The organism is Acinetobacter sp. C15 (assembly GCF_013420645.1).
In the GTDB taxonomy this organism is placed as follows: domain Bacteria; phylum Pseudomonadota; class Gammaproteobacteria; order Pseudomonadales; family Moraxellaceae; genus Acinetobacter; species Acinetobacter indicus.
Genome location: NZ_VOXR01000048.1, coordinates 1 through 17,349 on the forward strand (window position 1 = coordinate 1; position 17,349 = coordinate 17,349).

Below are 17,349 nucleotides of genomic sequence, written 5' to 3' on the forward strand. Positions count from 1 at the left end.
ACGTAGAAGAACACCACAGTTCTCGCCAGCACGACCTTCGTCAAGAAGCTTACGGAACATTTCAACGCCAGTAACAGTTGTTTTCGCTGTATCTTTGATACCAACGATTTCAACTTCTTCACCAACTTTAACGATACCAGTTTCTACACGGCCAGTTACAACTGTACCACGACCAGAAATAGAGAATACGTCTTCGATTGGCATCAAGAATGCTTGATCGATTGCACGTACTGGCTCTGGAATGTAAGAGTCAAGTGCTTCAACAAGAGCAACAACAGCGTCTTCGCCATATTGACCTGATTCACCGTTAAGTGCTGCAAGAGCAGAACCACGGATTACTGGAGTGTCATCGCCTGGGAAGTCGTAAGTAGAAAGAAGTTCACGAACTTCCATTTCAACTAATTCGATTAACTCTTCGTCGTCTACGATATCGCATTTGTTTAAGAATACGATGATGTAAGGTACACCTACCTGACGAGAAAGAAGGATGTGTTCACGAGTTTGTGGCATTGGACCATCAGTCGCTGAACAAACAAGGATCGCACCGTCCATCTGAGCAGCACCAGTGATCATGTTTTTAACATAGTCGGCGTGACCTGGGCAGTCAACGTGAGCGTAGTGACGAGTTGGAGAATCGTATTCTACGTGAGAAGTGTTAATTGTAATACCACGTGCTTTTTCTTCTGGAGCAGAGTCGATTGCAGCGTAATCTTTCGCTTCACCACCGAATTTCTTCGCACATACAGTTGCAATTGCAGCTGTTAAAGTTGTTTTACCATGGTCAACGTGACCGATTGTGCCCACGTTAACGTGTGGCTTATTACGTTCAAACTTAGCCTTAGCCATGTTTATTTTCCTCGTTTACGTCGAACACAATCTGAGTAATACCCAGCCTCGACATATCGCCTAAAAAACTAGACATCTAATACTTAAAAAGCAGACTAAATAGCCTGCTTTCTTTAAATCTCATGCAACTAAGTTGCTAAACTGTATCTGGAGCTCTTATCGAGATTTGAACTCGAGACCTCTCCCTTACCAAGGGAGTGCTCTACCACTGAGCTATAAGAGCGATCATCTTCGATGATGGAGCGGGAGACGAGGATCGAACTCGCGACATGCAGCTTGGAAGGCTGCCGCTCTACCAACTGAGCTACTCCCGCACATTGTTGGTAATGTACCACTTCATTCGAAGTTAATGGTGGTGGGAGAAGGATTCGAACCTTCGAAGCTTACGCGGCAGAGTTACAGTCTGCTCCCTTTGACCGCTCGGGAATCCCACCAATATCACACTTATTGCAGTGCTCGTTCTTTACTTCACATCTCGAATTCTCTAAGATGGTGCCGGCACACGGATTCGAACTGTGGACCTACTGATTACAAGTCAGTTGCTCTACCAACTGAGCTATGCCGGCGTTTCTTAGTGTTTCGTACGTTTCGTATCGGAACGGTGTGCAGTTTAGCAAAACTTGAAATCCGTGCAAGTGTTTTTTTTAAAAAAACCGTCAAAAACTCACAAAATCAATCCGTTTGACGATAATTCAACCGCTTTGATCACTGCGCGAGCTTTTATTTGGGTTTCATTCCACTCAGATTCAGGATTTGAGTCGGCAACAAGGCCTGCGCCAGCCTGCACATAGACCTTATTTTCACGAATAACACAGGTCCGAATCGCAATCGACATGTCCATTTCGCCATGCCAGCCTAAATAACCAACAGCACCACCAAAAATTCCACGTTTTACTGGCTCAACTTCGTCAATAATTTCCATGGCACGGATTTTTGGTGCCCCAGAAAGTGTGCCTGCCGGGAAAGTTGCCTTAAAAACATCCAAGGCATCAACATCATCACGCACTTCACCCTGCACATTGGACACAATATGCATGACATGCGAATAACGTTCGATCACCATTTGATCAGTCACCTGCACTTTGCCAATTTTTGAGACGCGACCAACATCATTACGACCCAAGTCAATCAGCATTAAATGCTCAGCAATCTCTTTTTCATCAGAAAGTAAATCTTTTTCCAAGGCCAGATCTTCTTCTTTGGTTTTACCACGTGGACGTGTGCCAGCGAGTGGACGCACGGTGGCAATACCATTTTCCAGACGTGACAGAATTTCCGGCGATGACCCAACAATATGGAATGGGGTGTCATTGTCCAAGGTGCGCCCTTGCACCAGGAACAGATATGGTGATGGATTAAGGTGACGTAAAGCGCGATAGACCTGTAACGGCTCACCATCAAAGTCAGACACCATACGATGCCCCGGCACCACTTGCATGACATCACCAGCACGGATGTATTCTTTAACCTTCTCAACCGAGGCAATAAAGTTGTCGTGACCGGTTAAAGATTCAAAATGCGGTGCCATATGAGTCTGTGCTTGCAGATTCACCGGTGTCGCCAGCAACTGCTCCAGCGCATCCAGTTGCGCCTGCGCTTTCTGATAGGCATCAGCATCCTTGCTATCGGCATGCACAATCAGGAATAAGGTATCTTTTAAGTTGTCAAATACGATTACGGTTTTAGACAGCATCATCCAGATATCCGGCAGACCCACCGGATCAGCATCTGGAATATTGTTCAGGCGCGGTTCGATATAACGCACCGCGTCATAGCCAAAGTAACCGACCAGTCCACCAGTAAAGCTTGGCAACGCCGGTAAATCGGCCTGTGTTGGCACTTTAAACTGGGCCTGGAAATCACGGATAAACTGGAAAGGATCACTACACGGCTGCTGTAGCAGTTCGCCATTGGTCTGCTGAATGGTCAACTGCCCTTCATTGCAAGAAAATACGGTCGACTCGCCCAGACCAATAATCGAATAGCGCGCCCAGTTTTCACCGCCTTCGACAGATTCAAACAGATAGGCCTGTTCATGCTCTTTTAAACGCGCAAACACAGACAATGGGGTTTCGGTATCGGCCAGACGCTGACGGTAGACAGGAATCAGGTTATAGCCGGCAGCTTGCAGTTGTTGATATTGGGCTTGAGTGGTCATGTTGAATCTCTTTCATTTTCGCGGGGTCATAGGAAGGTTGCTGGTAGGTGCTGACTTAGTGACGCCATCGAAAAACTACACAATCACTCATTGCGGTGTCCTTTTACATCTATTCTTACATTAGGAAGCTAATAATTCTGTCAGATTATCCACCACTTGCTGCGGCTGACAATCATAAATACTCTCGCCATGATTATAGCCATAGCTGACTACAATACAATCAATACCGGCACGACGTGCGGCTTCCACATCATTGGAAGAGTCGCCAATCATCAACACTTGGGATTTTTCTACCCCAAAGGTCTCAACACAGTGCAATAACTGGCGTGGATGCGGTTTACGTTCGCTAAACCGATCACCACCAATCACATCAACAAAATAATGGCTCATGTCCAGTGCATCTAAAATGGCGCGTGATGGCAGCTCGGGCTTGTTGGTGACACAGATCATTTTTTTCTGCTGCTGTTTGCCCCATTCCAGAAACTCCAGAATTCCGGCAAAAGGCTGGGTATCCAGACAAGGATCGGCATTGTAAATTCCTAGGAAAGTTTCCAGCAGCTGCTGATGCTGATCGGGATGCACCTCTCCGGTTAAATGCAGCAAGGTGCTGTGACAAAATACCGAGGTGCCTTTGCCAATCCAGGTGCGTACCTGTGCTTCGGTGACCATGGGCAGCTGCAAGGCATTCAGGCTCATATTCATGGCACGATACAGATCGGTGGCTGAATCGACCAGCGTACCGTCCAGGTCAAATAAAATCAGCTCACGGGTGTCAAGTTTGGCCACAGACATTTTGGTCCTCTCAAAAAATAAAGGCATGCCAAAGCATGCCTCGATTGTATGCTGTGTCGCGGTTTATTTAAACAACAGCCAGGCAATAATTGCCAGGATCACCAGCACAATAATGGTCATCAGGCCGACAGAGGCATTTTTCTGCTGCTCTTTTTCCTGCTCAACCCGTGATACAGGCTGCTCAACCGGTACTAGTTGTGGTTCAGGTGTAGCTGCGCTTAAATCGGTCCCTTCAGGAATTGGTGCCGGTTTTGGCACACCGACATTGGTTGGCATGCCATCACGTGTCAGTTGCACCGATGCATCACGCTCTTTCAGCTCAGGCATACCCTGATCATTCATCTGCTGTGCCGGCGTTTTCACTGCTACAGTTTCTGTCGGCTCGGCTGCAGTAGCGGTTTCCACCACATCCAGCTCAGGAATCTGTTCTACTTCGGTGCCTGCAGGCGCAAGTGGCTCATCTGCCAACAGTTCCGGTTTGGCTGGTGCCAGGACTGAAAATTTAAAGCTGGCAAACTGGACAATATCACCCTCATGCAGTGGGGTTTCCTGCTCAATTCGTAGGTCATTCACAAAGGTGCCATTGGATGAATTTAAGTCTTGTACCCACAGGTCTTCAGCTTTCAGTAACAACGCAGCATGTTTGCGTGATACTTCAGCCGACTGCAGCACCACATCAGCTTCCTGATGACGCCCCACCAGCATGTCACGATCAACACTAATTTCCTGCCCGGTAAATTCACCCGTAATTGCTTGTAATTTCCAAGTCATAGCGAACTTCTCTTTAAATTTTTGCCCATCATAACATGCTCAAAACCAGATTCCATGTCCGCTCTGTTAAGAGCGCGGTCTTAAGGTGGTCGTGGTGGTGGTATTGGTAGTATTGCTGACTTGCGGGCTTAAGGTCTGACGCTGCAGCGCCGGTTCTACCGCAACGGGCGTGGTCACCACAGCCGCCCCCGACTGTGCCGCAGGGGTCGCGGATGGCACCTGCTGATAACGGGTTTGATTTAGTGGAGTTTTAGACACTGGCACCCGCTGCTGATAGATATCTTCCACCCGCTCCGGCAGTTTGGCAAAATTACCATCCTGATCCAGTGCCAGTTGCAAGCTATACAGCTGACTATAACGCTGCTGCGAAATCCGGCGGATATCATTCTGATCTCCAACAATGGTCGGGTGAATAAAGATCAGCAGATTACGCTTCTGATTGGACTTACCATCGGAACGGAATAAACGTCCCAGTCCTGGAATGGCACCCAACCCCGGCACGGCCTGGCGAGAATAGGCAGTGTTATCTGAAATGAGGCCACCCAAAACAATGGTCTGACCATGCTCGGCCAGAATCGAGGTTTTAATCGCTCGTTTGCTGGTGACCAAGTCCTGAGCCTGACCTTTGCTGGATTTAACCCCAGAAACTTCCTGTTCCACTTCCAGACGCACTGTGCCATTTTCGCCAATGTGCGGCACCACTTTTAGGGTGACCCCGACGTCCTTACGCTCAATGGTGGTATAGGGATTGACGGTACCATTTCCGGTACTGACCGAACCAGTGACAAACGGCACGTTCTCACCAACCACAATATAGGCTTCTTCATTGTCCATGGTGACAATAGATGGGGTCGACAACAGATTGGATTTGGTGGTTTCTTTTAAAGCTTGAATCAGCGCGCCATACAAACGGCGTGAACCATCACTACCTTCCTGATAATCCCCCAGCACCAGTGAGGTACCCGCGCCAATCGCACCACCGGCACCCGCTGCACCTCCAGTTAAATAACCGGCGGCAATATTTTTCAGGCTGGAACCCAAGTTATCAAAATTGATCAGGCCAATGCCGCTGCTTAAATCACCCAAGGCCCATTGCACGCCAAGCTGATCGGCATCGGTGCCTTCTACTTCAATAATCGCGGCTTCAATGAGAACCTGTTGACGGCGTGTATCCAGCTGCTGAATCGCAGACTCAATTTCGCGCATCAGCTGTGGATCGGCTTTGACCACCAGGGCGTTCTGGCTACTATCGGCAATAATACTGACGCCATTGCCATTAAAGCTGGTGATCTGGCTCTGCTGATCAAAACCGTTATTCAGGGTAATACTTGGCGAGGTACTGCCCGTGCTATTGCTGGATGTGCTGTTACTGCTGTTATTGACCAGATTGCTAACGCTATTATTACTGCTGTTTTTCGTATTGGAAGATGAACTGCTGACCGCCTGCCCCGATACTAGCCCTTGCAGAATTTCCGCCAGGCTTTGCGCACTGGCATATTTTAAGCGAAAGACTTTTAAGCCACCGAGACGGTCGGCCGCCGGCACATCCATCATTTCAATCATCTGACGGATACGCTTGCGGGTGGCGGTATCACCTTTAATGATGATGCGATTGGTCCGGTTATCCGCCACAATTCGCACCCGCGAGCCTTTGAGATCTTTGGCATTACCGGTCGAGCTCATTGACTCTAACAGACCAATCACTTCTTCGGCCTGACTGGACTGTAGCGAGATGGCTTCAATATCATTTTGGCCGGTGCCATCTAAATTACGGATGATATTTTCCAGCTGATAGATATTGCTGGCCCGGTCCGAAACAATCAGGGCATTGGTGCCGGCCACCGCAGACAGATGGGCAAATTGCGGCATTAAAGGCCGTAAAGCCGGAATCATGTCATTGGCATTGGTATTTTCCAGCCAGATGACCCGGGTCACAATCTGGTCGCCACGCGCATTCTGGCGTGCATCAAACGGAATTCCGGAGCTTTTGACATTGTTATCTGGCACCAGCTTGATGGTATTGCCCGAGGGAATAGCCACTACCCCATTAACATTAAGCACGCCCAGAAACAGGTCATAGACTTCATTGCGGTTCAACGGCTTGTTGGAAATGACCGTGACATTGCCGCGCACCCGCGGATCAACCGCGAAGTTCTTACCGGTAATATCGGCCACTTCATTAATAAATGCAGTCAGGTCAGCATCACGTAAATTAATTTTCCAGGTTTGTGCATAGCTCGCCGTACTTACCATAGCCACCAGAGGTGCGCCGACCACCAATGCCCAAAGCGGACGCTCATGATTTAATAAAGCCATAATCTACCGTGTTTCCTAACCCTATAAGGTGACAAATCCGTCACTTAAAATCTTGTTGTACCGTGATGACCTGGTCACCACGCTGAACTTCCAGTCTGACCTGACCGTCCTGTCTTGCCTGCTCCAGCAATTGGGCTTCATTTTGCCCTTGTCCGACAGTCTGACCATTTAAGGATAAAATCCGGTCGCCTGGTTGTAATCCCAATCTGCTTCTGAGTGCCGCCGGTGTCCGTGCGGTAATTTCATAACCCTGACCATTGCCACTATTTACACCCATATCCTGTAAATAGCGTTCCCGGTCTTGCTGAATCTTTTGCACTGCCTGACCAATCGCATTTTGCGCAGTTGTTGCCGGTGCCGGATTTCTGTTGGGTGCAGCTGGGCTTTGTGTCGGCACAATCGGCTGATTCAGCCCGTTTTCAATGCCTTTAAACTCTATCTCACGGGTGGCGCCACTGCTATGACGCAAAACCACCCGATCCCAGTACACTTCAGCCAACTGATAACCACTGCCTTCAATCACATCGCCGACGCGATAGCGCTCTGCCACCTCATTGACTTTGAGCACGGCAGAAGAAAACTGGTTCGGATAACCGACCATCACGCCTTGTAATTGAAGGTTCAGATTGTCTTCGGCCTGCGTACGCTGGCTCGCTTCATGAAACAAGGCAAAACTGCTGATATTCGGTACACGCAGCTGCTGCGAACCCAGTTCGACCCGATCCAGTTGCATCGCTTGAGGCGGCGCCAGTAATAGCCAGAACAGACTGGCCAGCTTCCAGCATAAATACAGAATCAGCAGCGCCAGCAATAACGGTGCGACACGATCGGCCTGTTTCAGCTGGAGAGTCTGCAGCTGTTCCCAGATTTTCTGCATCAGAAGCCTCCCTTGAATAGCGGCTGGCGGGTACTGATTACATAGGTATCAGCACCAGCCTTGCCTTCATAAGAAGGAACATGCATCAATAAACGCTGGGTCAGCTGCACATCCAGCATCATCTCCTGATCCAGACTCAGGTTTATCATTTTCTGGTCACGTGCATCACGCACATCAATTTTCAGTTTACCGCTTTCATCCGACAGCGTGCCTTTCAGCGTGGGCACGGTCATGCGCTCTTGACGCTGGGCAAACTGATACACCAGCTCCCCGCCGGCCCAGTTGAGCTGGCCTTGTGCCTGGGCAAACCCTTGCTGCTTGCTATAGTTCAGATCGATATTTTGTAATTGAATCGGATTGGTCGGCCATTGCCAGTCGACCAGGGTTTTTAGAGTTTCTGGCGCAACACGGCCGTGTACAGCGTTCAGCATGAAGGTCCCAAAACGGTAACCCATCACGCCTTTTAGTTCGGTATGACCACTATGGATTTCAACATCGGCTGCCACTTTCAGCAATAACAGGTCTAAAGGACGCGTATTCCAGCTTAAGCTGCCACGCAACTGTCCCTTGTGCCAATCTGCCTGCCCCTGCCAGATGTTGCCACTGACATTATGTAAACTCTGATTGTTTTTATAAAACTTTGAAATTAACCAAGCTGCAGGAATCTGTAATAACACAAAAATTAAAAAAGCAATGATGGCGAAAATCCACCACGTGATGTATCTCGGTTTCTTTATCATTCCACCACGACCAACCTATCTAATGCATTCATGAACAAATTGTTATTTTCATGCACACATTATGCACACTTTTTTTACAACACCAACGGATACACATAAAAAAACCAAGCAGTTCTGCTTGGTTTCGACACTCTAGTGCGCTTAGATGACAATCTGATGAAGTTTAGATCAAGAAGTCTTCAAGCTTGGCACCTTTTTCCAGTTCTGCCACTAACCAGCGCGGTTGCTTACCACGACCTGTCCAGGTTTCATTGGCATTGGTTTTATTACGATAACGCGGCTCTACCGATTTACGTACATTCTTTTTACGTTTAGACGCACCAAACTCAAGAATCTGTTCAATGCTTAAACCCGCATTTTCAGCAATTGCCAAAATCTGATTATATGCATCTTCAACTGCCTGGTCCTTTTTCGATGCAATTAATGCTTCCGCTTCTTCCTGCAAGCGCTTTAATTGTTCTACAGACAAATTACTAATATCGGGCATCATATTTACTCCACAAGTATGCTTTTATATTAATTTACTTCAATTGCATTAATACATCATATTTTTATCTGAATTAAGTTTCAATCATTATTTGAAATGAAAAACAATTATTAACAGAGATAAATAATCTATTTATTCGGGATTAGAATTAATCCAGATAATGCCCCACACTATTTTCCAAAGCCAAAATATGCTGCCGAATCGACTCGGGTAATGGCATTTTCTGCATACTTTCAGAATTCACACAAACCATGATGGCTTCTGCACTCGCGACTACAGCCTGTTGCTGCTCGCTCCATAATATATAATGCATGCGAAAAGCACTATTTCGGATTTCCTCAACCCGTACACCTATTTTTAAGGTATCCGGATAAAATACCGGACGCATATATTTGCACTGATTTGATGCCACTACCGTCGAAAAGGATTGCTGCATCATTCTGATCTGATCCATATAATGAATGCGGGCACTTTCAATATAGCGGTAATACATCACATTATTGACATGACCGAGCGCATCCATATCGCCCCATGCCACCACTTGTTGATGAATTACTGGATAATCGGTTAATTGCATGCGACTTTACCTAGATTTTAATTTTCATGAAATGACTATTATTTTCAAACACCAGATTTAACTGCTGCTGTAAATGCGGTTGATCTTTTAATGCCGATTTAATTCTTAAATAGTTCATTAAAATATGTTCCGGATATAAATCCAGAAGCTGTGCTGCATCGTCATGACGACCGGTGGCTTCCAATATATGCCATTTGGCAAAACTCAATACCGGTAAAGCAGGATATTGCTGTTCCCACTGATTCAGATAATCTTCAATCTTGAGATAATCCGGTACCGGTTTTAACAGCTGCTGCTGGAACCATAAATAGAACACATCCTGATGAAACTGTTCAGACAGTAAATGCACCGCCAGATGCTCCTGCTGCTCTCCCATATCGCTTAAGCGTACCAGCACTTTTAACCACAGCACTTTAATCGCATACGGCTGGGTAAATATCTGCCCTGACAGATTGCAATAACGCTGTTTTAAATCCTGCAATGCTTCCGGTGTGGCCTGCTCAAAATGCTGCAAGATTTGCTCAAGCCATAACTGCTTGCTGTCCAGCCCTAAATGCCCATATTGGGTCGCACGCAAATATAACCATGGATACTGCAGCGCAAACTCTCCCCACAGTGCGGTTAAGCGCTGTTCATAGGCTTGTTTAACATCTTTAAGCCACGGCGACAGTTGATGGCCATTTAAAAATTCCAGATGGGTCAGGGCTTTTTCCGGTTGCTGCTGCGCCAGATAAATTTCAATACGCTGCAACTCGGCCAGCTCAAAGGCCATGGCCTTGCTCTGGTTTAACATCTGCAAAGCCACCGGATAATCCTGCTGCATCAGCGATAGGCGTGAATGAATCACGGCTTTTAATAAACCAGACTGGTTAAATACCTGACGGATAAAGGCGTCCTGCTCACGCGCGGCATCCAGCAGCCAGATTACTGCCATTTGCTCATAAGGATGTAAATGCTGGAAATCAAACACCGCCGCCTGCTTACGCTGTTCACGGCTTAAATAACGCTTTAGCATCGCCCAGATCAGCTGCACCACCAGACTGATCAGCATCAATAAAATTAAAAGCACCCAGATATTGGTCTGTAGCTGCCAGTCACGCCAATACAGGTAAACATAGCCCGCGCCATAGCCATAACTGAATACACTGAGCAAGGCCACCAGCACCAACGTGACCAAGACATAGGCCAGAACAATCTGCTTCATGATCATTCATCCAATAAGGTGCGACTGGTCAGCACCGGCACAGGAATCACGGTCAGGCTCTGAATTTCCGCCAATTCAGTGCTTAACTGCTGCACCCCCCGATCCGGCAGCGGCTGTAACAGATGAAGAATTTCAGTCAGCTCCTGCTGATAATTCAGATATTGGCCTTGTCCTAATAACTGACGTGCCAGTAATAAACGCAGCTGCGCTTCTTTTAACAGCAATTGACGCTGACTAAGCACCGTCGCTGGCTGCTCGGCGGCTTCCAGCTTCAACCATTTGTGCCAGAAGGCCGGATTGGCCGCTTGCGCCGGCTGCAGCTGCGGCTGCTGGATTTCCTGACGCAACAGCTGATCCAGCTGCTGTAGAGCCTGAGTGACCTGCTGCTGCTGGGCACTGCGCTGTGCAGCAAATTGCTGGATCAGCTGCCGGTCTTTACTCAGGGTTTGATGCAGGCTTTCAGCCAAGGCCGGTGACAAAGCCCACTGATTCAGCTGAACATCCAGTGCTACCAGCTTTTCCAGTGCATACGGATATTGTGCCTGCTTTAAGGCAAATTCGATCAGTTCCAGCTGCTGTTGAAGCATCTGCTGCGCCGTAATCGCGGTCTGGCTGATCTGCACCGTAGTATTAGTTGCAGGCGCACTTGAAGATACAGATGGAGAAGGATTACTACTCTGGCGCTGCAAAGCCACCAGCTGGTCATTGAGATTAGCACGGCTTTTTTCCGCCTGATGCATACTCTGAGACAATTCGGACTGCTGCGCCGTTATTTTAAATACGTCATAGCTCAGCTTTAACATCCAGGCCAAGCCGATGATCAATAATAAAATAAGTAGCTTCTTCATGCGTGTCCTGATTTAAGCTCAATCTGCTGCAGTATTGTTTCTGTTTTTAAATTCGTCAACTTGATCAGTTGAAAACGGGTGTGATGCTGTTGTTGATAATCCATCAACAGCGCTTCCAGGCGGTCACCCAGCACCAGATAACGTCCCCGGTTCAATAATTCTTTTTGCGCTTGACTCAGCCGCAACCAGTTTAACCAGCTGGCCTCACTGCTAATCAGCATCCAATAGTCCCGGTGCTGCTGCAGTTGTGGCAATAGCGCGGGCATCTGCTGAATCGACGCGGCCGGACACTGACGCTGATATAAAATAAAATTCAGAATCTGCATTCCGGCCTGTTGCAGGCTGTCCATCATAAACTGACGTCCACCTTCACCGCGCCAGAAGGCAATACACGAACCGGCCGCCAGGGATTTTAATAAAGGCAGTTCCAGCATCCCTTCCGAGGTTTCAACCTCCGGCACGGCGCTCGAAATTCCGTATTCCGCCAGTACCTGCGCCGTTTTTTCACCAACCGCAATCCACTGTAAATGTTGTAATTGATCGAGATGAATACCGCTTTGCGCCAGATACTCCATCCCGATGTGTACCGCGGTCGGGCTGACCACCACAATCCGCTGCGCCTGCAGTAATTGCTGGTACAGCTGTGCCAATGCATCGGACCAGGGACAGGCCTGTAATTCCAGCAGAGGCAGCTCAATCACCGACCAGGCCTGTTGCCTTAAAGCCTGTGACAAGGCACAGGCTCGATCGGCCGGGCGGGTATTAATAAACAGCATCTTAATATAAGGCTTTTAGCAGCTCACCTGCCCCTTGTGCCAACAGGTTCTGTGCCAGTTGTTCACCCAGCTGTTCGGCCTGCTCGGGTGCGGCACTGAGCTGTGCGCTTAACAAGGTCTGGCCATCGACACTGCCCACCCGGCCTTCCATCGACAGCTGGCCATCTTTTAAAGTGGCATAACCGGCAATCGGCACCTGACAGCCACCTTCCAGATAAGCATTAAACGCACGTTCTGCGCGTACACAGACATTGGTTTCATCATCCATCAACGGCAAAATCAGCTCGAGTACGGCCTGATCATTAGTCCGGCATTCCAGCCCCAAAGCGCCCTGACCCACGGCCGGCAAACTCACTTCAGGCGCGAGCGTATGACGAATCCGCTCACTAAGGCCCAAACGCTTCAGGCCGGCACTGGCCAGAATAATCGCATCATATTGACCTGCATCCAGCTTGGACAGACGGGTACCAACGTTACCGCGCAAATCAATAATCTCCAGGTCAGGGCGTGCTTTTAAAATCTGGCATTTACGACGCAAACTGGACGTTCCGACTTTGGCACCCTGCGGCAAGTCCTGAAAGCTGGCATAAGTATTGGACACAAAGGCATCCAGCGGATCTTCACGCTCGCAAATCACCGCCAGGCTTAAGCCTTCTGGTAGCGCCATTGGCACATCTTTCATGGAATGCACAGCAAGGTCAGCACGACCATCTAGCAAAGCTGCTTCTAATTCTTTGACAAACAGTCCCTTGCCCCCAATTTTGGCTAAGGGGGTATCGAGAATTTTATCACCCTGGGTCACGAAGGTGACCAACTCCACGTTTAGACCGGCATGTAAGGCTTCTAAACGCGCACGAATGTGTTCCGCCTGCCATAATGCCAGCGGGCTTTGTCGAGTTGCAATTTTCAGGGTGTTCATCATGTCAGTGAAAGCAAATAAAAGGATTCCCTTAAACTTAACCTGATCGCTTGAAAATGCAAGTCAATTTGCACCCTGAGATGGCGAAAAAGCCATTTCAGCCGGTGCTTACAGTTTCTGAATACGTTCTCTTAAGGTCGGTAAATGACGACGGCTTACTGCCAGACGTTCTTCCAGTTCACGACAACGCACCTGATATTGACCGGTATTAATCACTTCCAGTCCTTCAAGATAATGAATCGAGACCAGTGCATTGCGATGAATCCGAATAAACTGATCGGCAAATTCATGCTCCAGGTCTTTTAAGGTTTCGTCAATCAGCACGCTGCCATTTTTATGGCGCACGGTGACATATTTTTGATCTGCTAAAAAATAATAAATATTTTCTACAGGCACCAGTTCAACACCACGATAAGTTTTCGCCGTGATCTGGTGGCGTTTTATATTCAATTCTTCCATATTTTCTTTTTGTTTTATGTGACTCAGCTGGGCTTGCGTGAGTTTGGTTAAGTGATCTAAAACCTGCTGCAATTCCTGTTGCATGACCGGTTTTAACAAATACCCTTCTGCCTGCGATTTAAATGCATCAAGTGCATGCTCATCATAGGCGGTACAAAAGACAATTGCCGGCATGGAGTCAAGCTCGCGCAAATGCTGGGCGCAGCTTAGTCCATCCATTTCTGGCATCTGAATATCTAATAACACGACATCTGGCTGATGTTCATCTGCTAGCTCAATGGCCTGCTCACCATGACTGGCGGTTGCCACCACCTGATGTCCAAGTTGAGTCACCAAGCGGGCCAAACGCTCAGTTGCAAGAGGTTCATCATCACAGATCAGAACATCCATTTATCCCTCCTTTACGTTAAATCATTTATTTTTATAGCTTAACGTGAATTTTTTTTTATTTATATGGATACTGTACCACGGTGGTATACATGCCCTCCCCTGCATACGTTTGAAAGACCACCTTTCTTCCATAAAAGGCGCGTAGACGCTGTTGCACATTTTGAATTGCAATACCATGTCCTTGTCGTAAATTCATTTTAGCGTTTACGTAAGGGTTTGTAATGACGATATTGACTTGATTTTCCAAAATTTCTACCAATACGCTAATGGTACTCGGTCTGGATATTTTTTCAACACCATGAAAAATACTATTTTCCAGTAAAGGTTGTAAAGTTAATAAGGGAATTTGTACCTGACTGAGCAGTTGCGGCTGTTCAATTTTCCATTCCACCTGCAAGCGTTCACCCAGACGAATCTGCTCAATCTCCAGATAACGCTGGCATAATTCAACTTCTTCCTGCAGCTTGACCAGCTTGACTTCCTGTAAACTGGCACGAAACAGACGTGACAGATTGAGCAGCATCTGCTCGGCTTTTTCAGGATCAATCGCAATCAGGCTAATGACATTATTTAAACTGTTGAATAAAAAATGCGGATGGATACGCGCTTGCAAGGCATGCACCTTGGCCTTTAGAGCACTTTGCTCGCGCAGATAATTCTGTTCGCGCAAATATAAATAGCGAAAACAGAATGCTCCCAGCAAGATGCCATAACTTAAATGCAAATCCAGCCCGCCCCCCAGCTCGGCTGCAGTCAAGTCACGCAGATGAAAATTCTGGCCAAAATGCGTCAGCAGATTCAGGCTTAAAGTGGTCACCAGTACAATTAGCTGTAGCAATAAAAAACCAAAACCGAGCGAAAAGCCCAGACTCATCCGGCCCAAACGTCTTTGAAAATATTCAATAAAGGCAGTAAAGGCCAGCAGCACCCAGTTAATATACAGCACATATTGCAGCAGCCTTGAGCCGGTTAATGCCTGCCAGCCCTGCGCTTCAGCCAGTGCCAGCACCATGGCCAATACATTGCTGGCAATAAATAATTCAATTAGATGTTGCCAACGCCCTATTTTCGTAAAAAAATAACTGTAATTTTTTTCATCAGCCGTATCTGCAAAAGATGATCTCACCTGCCCTTCGGCAAGTGATTCCGAATTTGTTATACTCGTTTTCAAATTACTGCTTTTTATTCTATTGAGCCGACATGACCACATCTTCTAATTCCTCAAATCCGTCACAAACCCAGACTTCGGGTATGTGGGGCGGTCGTTTCTCTGAAGCTACTGACGCATTTGTTGCTGAATTTACAGCATCTGTCCAATTTGACCAACGCTTTTATAAACAAGATATTGCCGGTTCAATCGCCCATGCAACCATGTTGGCCAAAGTTGGCGTGCTGACTGCACAGGAACGTGACGACATCATCAACGGCTTAAACACCATTAAAGCCGAAATTGAAGCGGGTCAGTTTGAATGGCGTATTGACCTTGAAGATGTGCACATGAACATCGAATCACGCCTGACCCAGCGTATTGGCATTACCGGTAAAAAACTGCACACCGGCCGTAGCCGTAACGACCAGGTGGCGACCGATATCCGTCTGTATGTGCGTGATGAAATTGATGCCATTTTAGAATTATTGAAAAAACTACAAACTGGTATTCTAAGCCTGGCGGAAAAAAACACTGACACGATTATGCCGGGCTTCACCCATTTACAAACTGCTCAACCTGTGACTTTTGGTCACCACCTTATGGCCTGGTTTGAAATGCTGGTACGTGACTCTGAGCGCTTAATTGACTGCCGTAAACGTGTGAACCGTATGCCACTCGGTTCAGCTGCACTGGCAGGTACAACCTATCCAATCGACCGCGCCTATACCGCAGAATTACTGGGCTTTGATGCCGTGGCTGAAAACTCTTTAGATGCAGTATCTGACCGTGATTTCGGGATTGAATTTAACGCTGCGGCATCGTTAATCATGATGCACCTGTCACGTATGTCGGAAGAACTGATTCTGTGGACCTCAGCCCAGTTTAAATTTGTGAATATTCCTGACCGCTTCTGTACCGGTTCATCGATCATGCCGCAAAAGAAAAACCCGGATGTCCCTGAACTGGTTCGCGGTAAAACCGGCCGTGTTTATGGTGATTTAATGAGCCTGTTGACCCTGATGAAAGGTCAACCACTGGCCTATAACAAAGACAACCAGGAAGACAAAGAGCCTCTGTTTGATGCAATTGATACTGTACGTGGTTCACTGATGGCGTTTGCTGACATGATTCCGGCATTGGTGCCTAATATTGCAGAAATGCGTGAAGCGGCGCTGCGTGGTTTCTCTACTGCAACCGACCTTGCGGATTACCTGGTGAAAAATGGCGTTGCTTTCCGTGATGCCCATGAAATTGTTGGTAAAGCGGTCGCACTAGGCGTACAGGAAGGCAAAGACCTGTCTGAACTGACCCTGGAACAGCTGCAGCAGTTCTCTGACCTGATTCAGGCCGATGTATTTGAAAAAGCCTTAACTCTGGAAGCTTCAGTGAATGCACGTAACCATATTGGGGGGACTGCTCCGGCACAAGTCGCTGCTGCGATTGAACGCGCCCACGCCCGTTTAGAGCAACTTTACGCTTAATCTTAAATTCGGAGTATGGATATGTCTCGACAAGTATTTTGCCGTAAGTATCAACAAGAAATGGAAGGCTTGGACTTTGCCCCGTTCCCGGGTGCCAAAGGTCAGGAGTTATTTGATACCGTGTCTAAACAGGCCTGGAACGAATGGCTGAAACACCAGACCACGCTGATCAATGAAAAGCGTTTAAACGTGTTTGAAGCAGATGCGAAAAAGTTTCTGGAAGAACAACGCGAAAAATTCTTCAATAATGATGAAACTTTAGAAAAAGCCGAAGGGCTAAAGCCTGAGTAAAACTTAAAGCGCTGCTTTAAGTTTTACTCAAGACAAGGACGAAGTCCGCGTAGGCTTTCATGCAAAAAGAATCTCCATTTTTGGGGATTCTTTTTTATGCACGGTTGTAAAAATTACGTAAGACAAGCGAAGCGCGTAGTATGAACTACTCGGAGCTAAAGCAACCGAGTTTCCGTAGTGCAACCTAAGTTGCACACATCTCTTTTGACGCTTCATTGGTACTGCGAAAAAGGGCTTTAACACCCTTAGTCGTCTTACGAACACCTC

17 protein-coding genes and 4 tRNA genes are annotated in these 17,349 nt (G+C 47.4%); 2 read left to right on the forward strand and 19 right to left on the reverse strand.

The window, feature by feature from the left end; all coding sequences use genetic code 11:
• The 19 genes from tuf to FTT63_RS13245 form a co-directional block, all read right to left on the reverse strand.
• On the reverse strand, positions 1–846 hold an 846-nt coding region (tuf, locus tag FTT63_RS13155; RefSeq protein ID WP_180192398.1), incomplete at its 3' end, for an elongation factor Tu.
• A gap of 148 nt (positions 847–994) precedes the next feature.
• Positions 995–1,069: transfer RNA gene (locus FTT63_RS13160), tRNA-Thr, on the reverse strand.
• Between the two features lie 15 nt (positions 1,070–1,084).
• Positions 1,085–1,160, reverse strand: a tRNA-Gly gene (locus FTT63_RS13165).
• Positions 1,161–1,196: 36 nt separating this feature from the next.
• Positions 1,197–1,280 (reverse strand) — tRNA-Tyr (locus FTT63_RS13170).
• 56 nt (positions 1,281–1,336) lie between these two features.
• Positions 1,337–1,412, reverse strand: a tRNA-Thr gene (locus FTT63_RS13175).
• Between the two features lie 98 nt (positions 1,413–1,510).
• Complete coding sequence (gene trpE / locus FTT63_RS13180; protein ID WP_127799624.1) at positions 1,511–3,004, reverse strand: anthranilate synthase component I; 1,494 nt, start codon at positions 3,002–3,004, stop codon at positions 1,511–1,513.
• A 120-nt stretch (positions 3,005–3,124) separates the two neighbouring features.
• The gene (gene gph, locus FTT63_RS13185) at positions 3,125–3,796 is read right to left on the reverse strand and encodes a phosphoglycolate phosphatase (protein WP_005181670.1); all 672 of its coding nucleotides are present in this window, start codon (positions 3,794–3,796) and stop codon (positions 3,125–3,127) included.
• A 63-nt stretch (positions 3,797–3,859) separates the two neighbouring features.
• Positions 3,860–4,567: an FHA domain-containing protein gene (locus FTT63_RS13190; protein WP_127799622.1), complete on the reverse strand. Its 708-nt coding sequence runs from the start codon at positions 4,565–4,567 to the stop codon at positions 3,860–3,862.
• 66 nt (positions 4,568–4,633) lie between these two features.
• Positions 4,634–6,883 carry a type II secretion system secretin GspD gene (gene gspD, locus FTT63_RS13195; RefSeq protein ID WP_005181664.1) on the reverse strand — a complete coding sequence of 750 codons (2,250 nt, stop codon included), beginning with the start codon at positions 6,881–6,883 and terminating at the stop codon, positions 4,634–4,636.
• A 40-nt stretch (positions 6,884–6,923) separates the two neighbouring features.
• Positions 6,924–7,760, reverse strand: a complete 837-nt coding sequence (locus tag FTT63_RS13200) for a type II secretion system protein N (RefSeq protein ID WP_127799620.1) — start codon at positions 7,758–7,760, stop codon at positions 6,924–6,926.
• On the reverse strand, positions 7,760–8,500 hold the full coding sequence (gspN, locus tag FTT63_RS13205) for a type II secretion system protein N (RefSeq protein ID WP_104473370.1): 741 nt from the start codon (positions 8,498–8,500) through the stop codon (positions 7,760–7,762). Before gspN ends, FTT63_RS13200 begins: the two co-directional genes overlap by 1 nt.
• A gap of 163 nt (positions 8,501–8,663) precedes the next feature.
• The gene (locus tag FTT63_RS13210) at positions 8,664–8,990 is read right to left on the reverse strand and encodes an H-NS family nucleoid-associated regulatory protein (protein WP_075167809.1); all 327 of its coding nucleotides are present in this window, start codon (positions 8,988–8,990) and stop codon (positions 8,664–8,666) included.
• Positions 8,991–9,135: 145 nt separating this feature from the next.
• Positions 9,136–9,564 carry a thioesterase family protein gene (locus tag FTT63_RS13215; RefSeq protein ID WP_005181644.1) on the reverse strand — a complete coding sequence of 143 codons (429 nt, stop codon included), beginning with the start codon at positions 9,562–9,564 and terminating at the stop codon, positions 9,136–9,138.
• 10 nt (positions 9,565–9,574) lie between these two features.
• Complete coding sequence (locus FTT63_RS13220) at positions 9,575–10,768, reverse strand: heme biosynthesis protein HemY (RefSeq protein ID WP_127799618.1); 1,194 nt, start codon at positions 10,766–10,768, stop codon at positions 9,575–9,577.
• Positions 10,769–10,770: 2 nt separating this feature from the next.
• Entirely contained in the window at positions 10,771–11,616 is an 846-nt protein-coding gene (locus FTT63_RS13225; RefSeq protein ID WP_127799616.1) for a hypothetical protein, read from the reverse strand.
• Positions 11,613–12,392, reverse strand: coding sequence for a uroporphyrinogen-III synthase (locus FTT63_RS13230; protein ID WP_127799614.1), 780 nt, complete (start codon positions 12,390–12,392; stop codon positions 11,613–11,615). Before FTT63_RS13230 ends, FTT63_RS13225 begins: the two co-directional genes overlap by 4 nt.
• 1 nt (position 12,393) lies before the next feature.
• Entirely contained in the window at positions 12,394–13,311 is a 918-nt protein-coding gene (hemC, locus tag FTT63_RS13235; RefSeq protein ID WP_034598116.1) for a hydroxymethylbilane synthase, read from the reverse strand.
• A 108-nt stretch (positions 13,312–13,419) separates the two neighbouring features.
• Positions 13,420–14,160, reverse strand: a complete 741-nt coding sequence (locus FTT63_RS13240) for a LytTR family DNA-binding domain-containing protein (protein WP_127799612.1) — start codon at positions 14,158–14,160, stop codon at positions 13,420–13,422.
• Between the two features lie 55 nt (positions 14,161–14,215).
• The gene (locus FTT63_RS13245; RefSeq protein WP_104989206.1) at positions 14,216–15,370 is read right to left on the reverse strand and encodes a sensor histidine kinase; all 1,155 of its coding nucleotides are present in this window, start codon (positions 15,368–15,370) and stop codon (positions 14,216–14,218) included.
• Between FTT63_RS13245 and argH the strand changes: the two genes are divergently transcribed.
• On the forward strand, positions 15,361–16,791 hold the full coding sequence (gene argH, locus FTT63_RS13250) for an argininosuccinate lyase (RefSeq protein ID WP_171457075.1): 1,431 nt from the start codon (positions 15,361–15,363) through the stop codon (positions 16,789–16,791). The genes FTT63_RS13245 and argH overlap by 10 nt on opposite strands.
• Positions 16,792–16,812: 21 nt before the next feature.
• Positions 16,813–17,082 carry an oxidative damage protection protein gene (locus FTT63_RS13255; protein ID WP_005181625.1) on the forward strand — a complete coding sequence of 90 codons (270 nt, stop codon included), beginning with the start codon at positions 16,813–16,815 and terminating at the stop codon, positions 17,080–17,082.
• Positions 17,083–17,349: the final 267 nt, after the last annotated feature.

Excerpts from the sequence above, each read along its gene's own strand:
- trpE (WP_127799624.1), bottom strand. The coding sequence starts at position 3,004 with ATGACCACTCAAGCCCAATATCAACAACTGCAAGCTGCCGGCTATAAC.
- gph (WP_005181670.1), bottom strand. The coding sequence starts at position 3,796 with ATGTCTGTGGCCAAACTTGACACCCGTGAGCTGATTTTATTTGACCTG.
- FTT63_RS13190 (WP_127799622.1), bottom strand. The coding sequence starts at position 4,567 with ATGACTTGGAAATTACAAGCAATTACGGGTGAATTTACCGGGCAGGAA.
- gspD (WP_005181664.1), bottom strand. The coding sequence starts at position 6,883 with ATGGCTTTATTAAATCATGAGCGTCCGCTTTGGGCATTGGTGGTCGGC.
- FTT63_RS13200 (WP_127799620.1), bottom strand. The coding sequence starts at position 7,760 with ATGCAGAAAATCTGGGAACAGCTGCAGACTCTCCAGCTGAAACAGGCC.
- gspN (WP_104473370.1), bottom strand. The coding sequence starts at position 8,500 with ATGATAAAGAAACCGAGATACATCACGTGGTGGATTTTCGCCATCATT.
- FTT63_RS13210 (WP_075167809.1), bottom strand. The coding sequence starts at position 8,990 with ATGATGCCCGATATTAGTAATTTGTCTGTAGAACAATTAAAGCGCTTG.
- FTT63_RS13215 (WP_005181644.1), bottom strand. The coding sequence starts at position 9,564 with ATGCAATTAACCGATTATCCAGTAATTCATCAACAAGTGGTGGCATGG.
- FTT63_RS13220 (WP_127799618.1), bottom strand. The coding sequence starts at position 10,768 with ATGAAGCAGATTGTTCTGGCCTATGTCTTGGTCACGTTGGTGCTGGTG.
- FTT63_RS13225 (WP_127799616.1), bottom strand. The coding sequence starts at position 11,616 with ATGAAGAAGCTACTTATTTTATTATTGATCATCGGCTTGGCCTGGATG.
- FTT63_RS13230 (WP_127799614.1), bottom strand. The coding sequence starts at position 12,392 with ATGCTGTTTATTAATACCCGCCCGGCCGATCGAGCCTGTGCCTTGTCA.
- hemC (WP_034598116.1), bottom strand. The coding sequence starts at position 13,311 with ATGAACACCCTGAAAATTGCAACTCGACAAAGCCCGCTGGCATTATGG.
- FTT63_RS13240 (WP_127799612.1), bottom strand. The coding sequence starts at position 14,160 with ATGGATGTTCTGATCTGTGATGATGAACCTCTTGCAACTGAGCGTTTG.
- argH (WP_171457075.1), top strand. The coding sequence starts at position 15,361 with ATGACCACATCTTCTAATTCCTCAAATCCGTCACAAACCCAGACTTCG.
- FTT63_RS13245 (WP_104989206.1), bottom strand. The coding sequence starts at position 15,370 with ATGTGGTCATGTCGGCTCAATAGAATAAAAAGCAGTAATTTGAAAACG.
- FTT63_RS13255 (WP_005181625.1), top strand. The coding sequence starts at position 16,813 with ATGTCTCGACAAGTATTTTGCCGTAAGTATCAACAAGAAATGGAAGGC.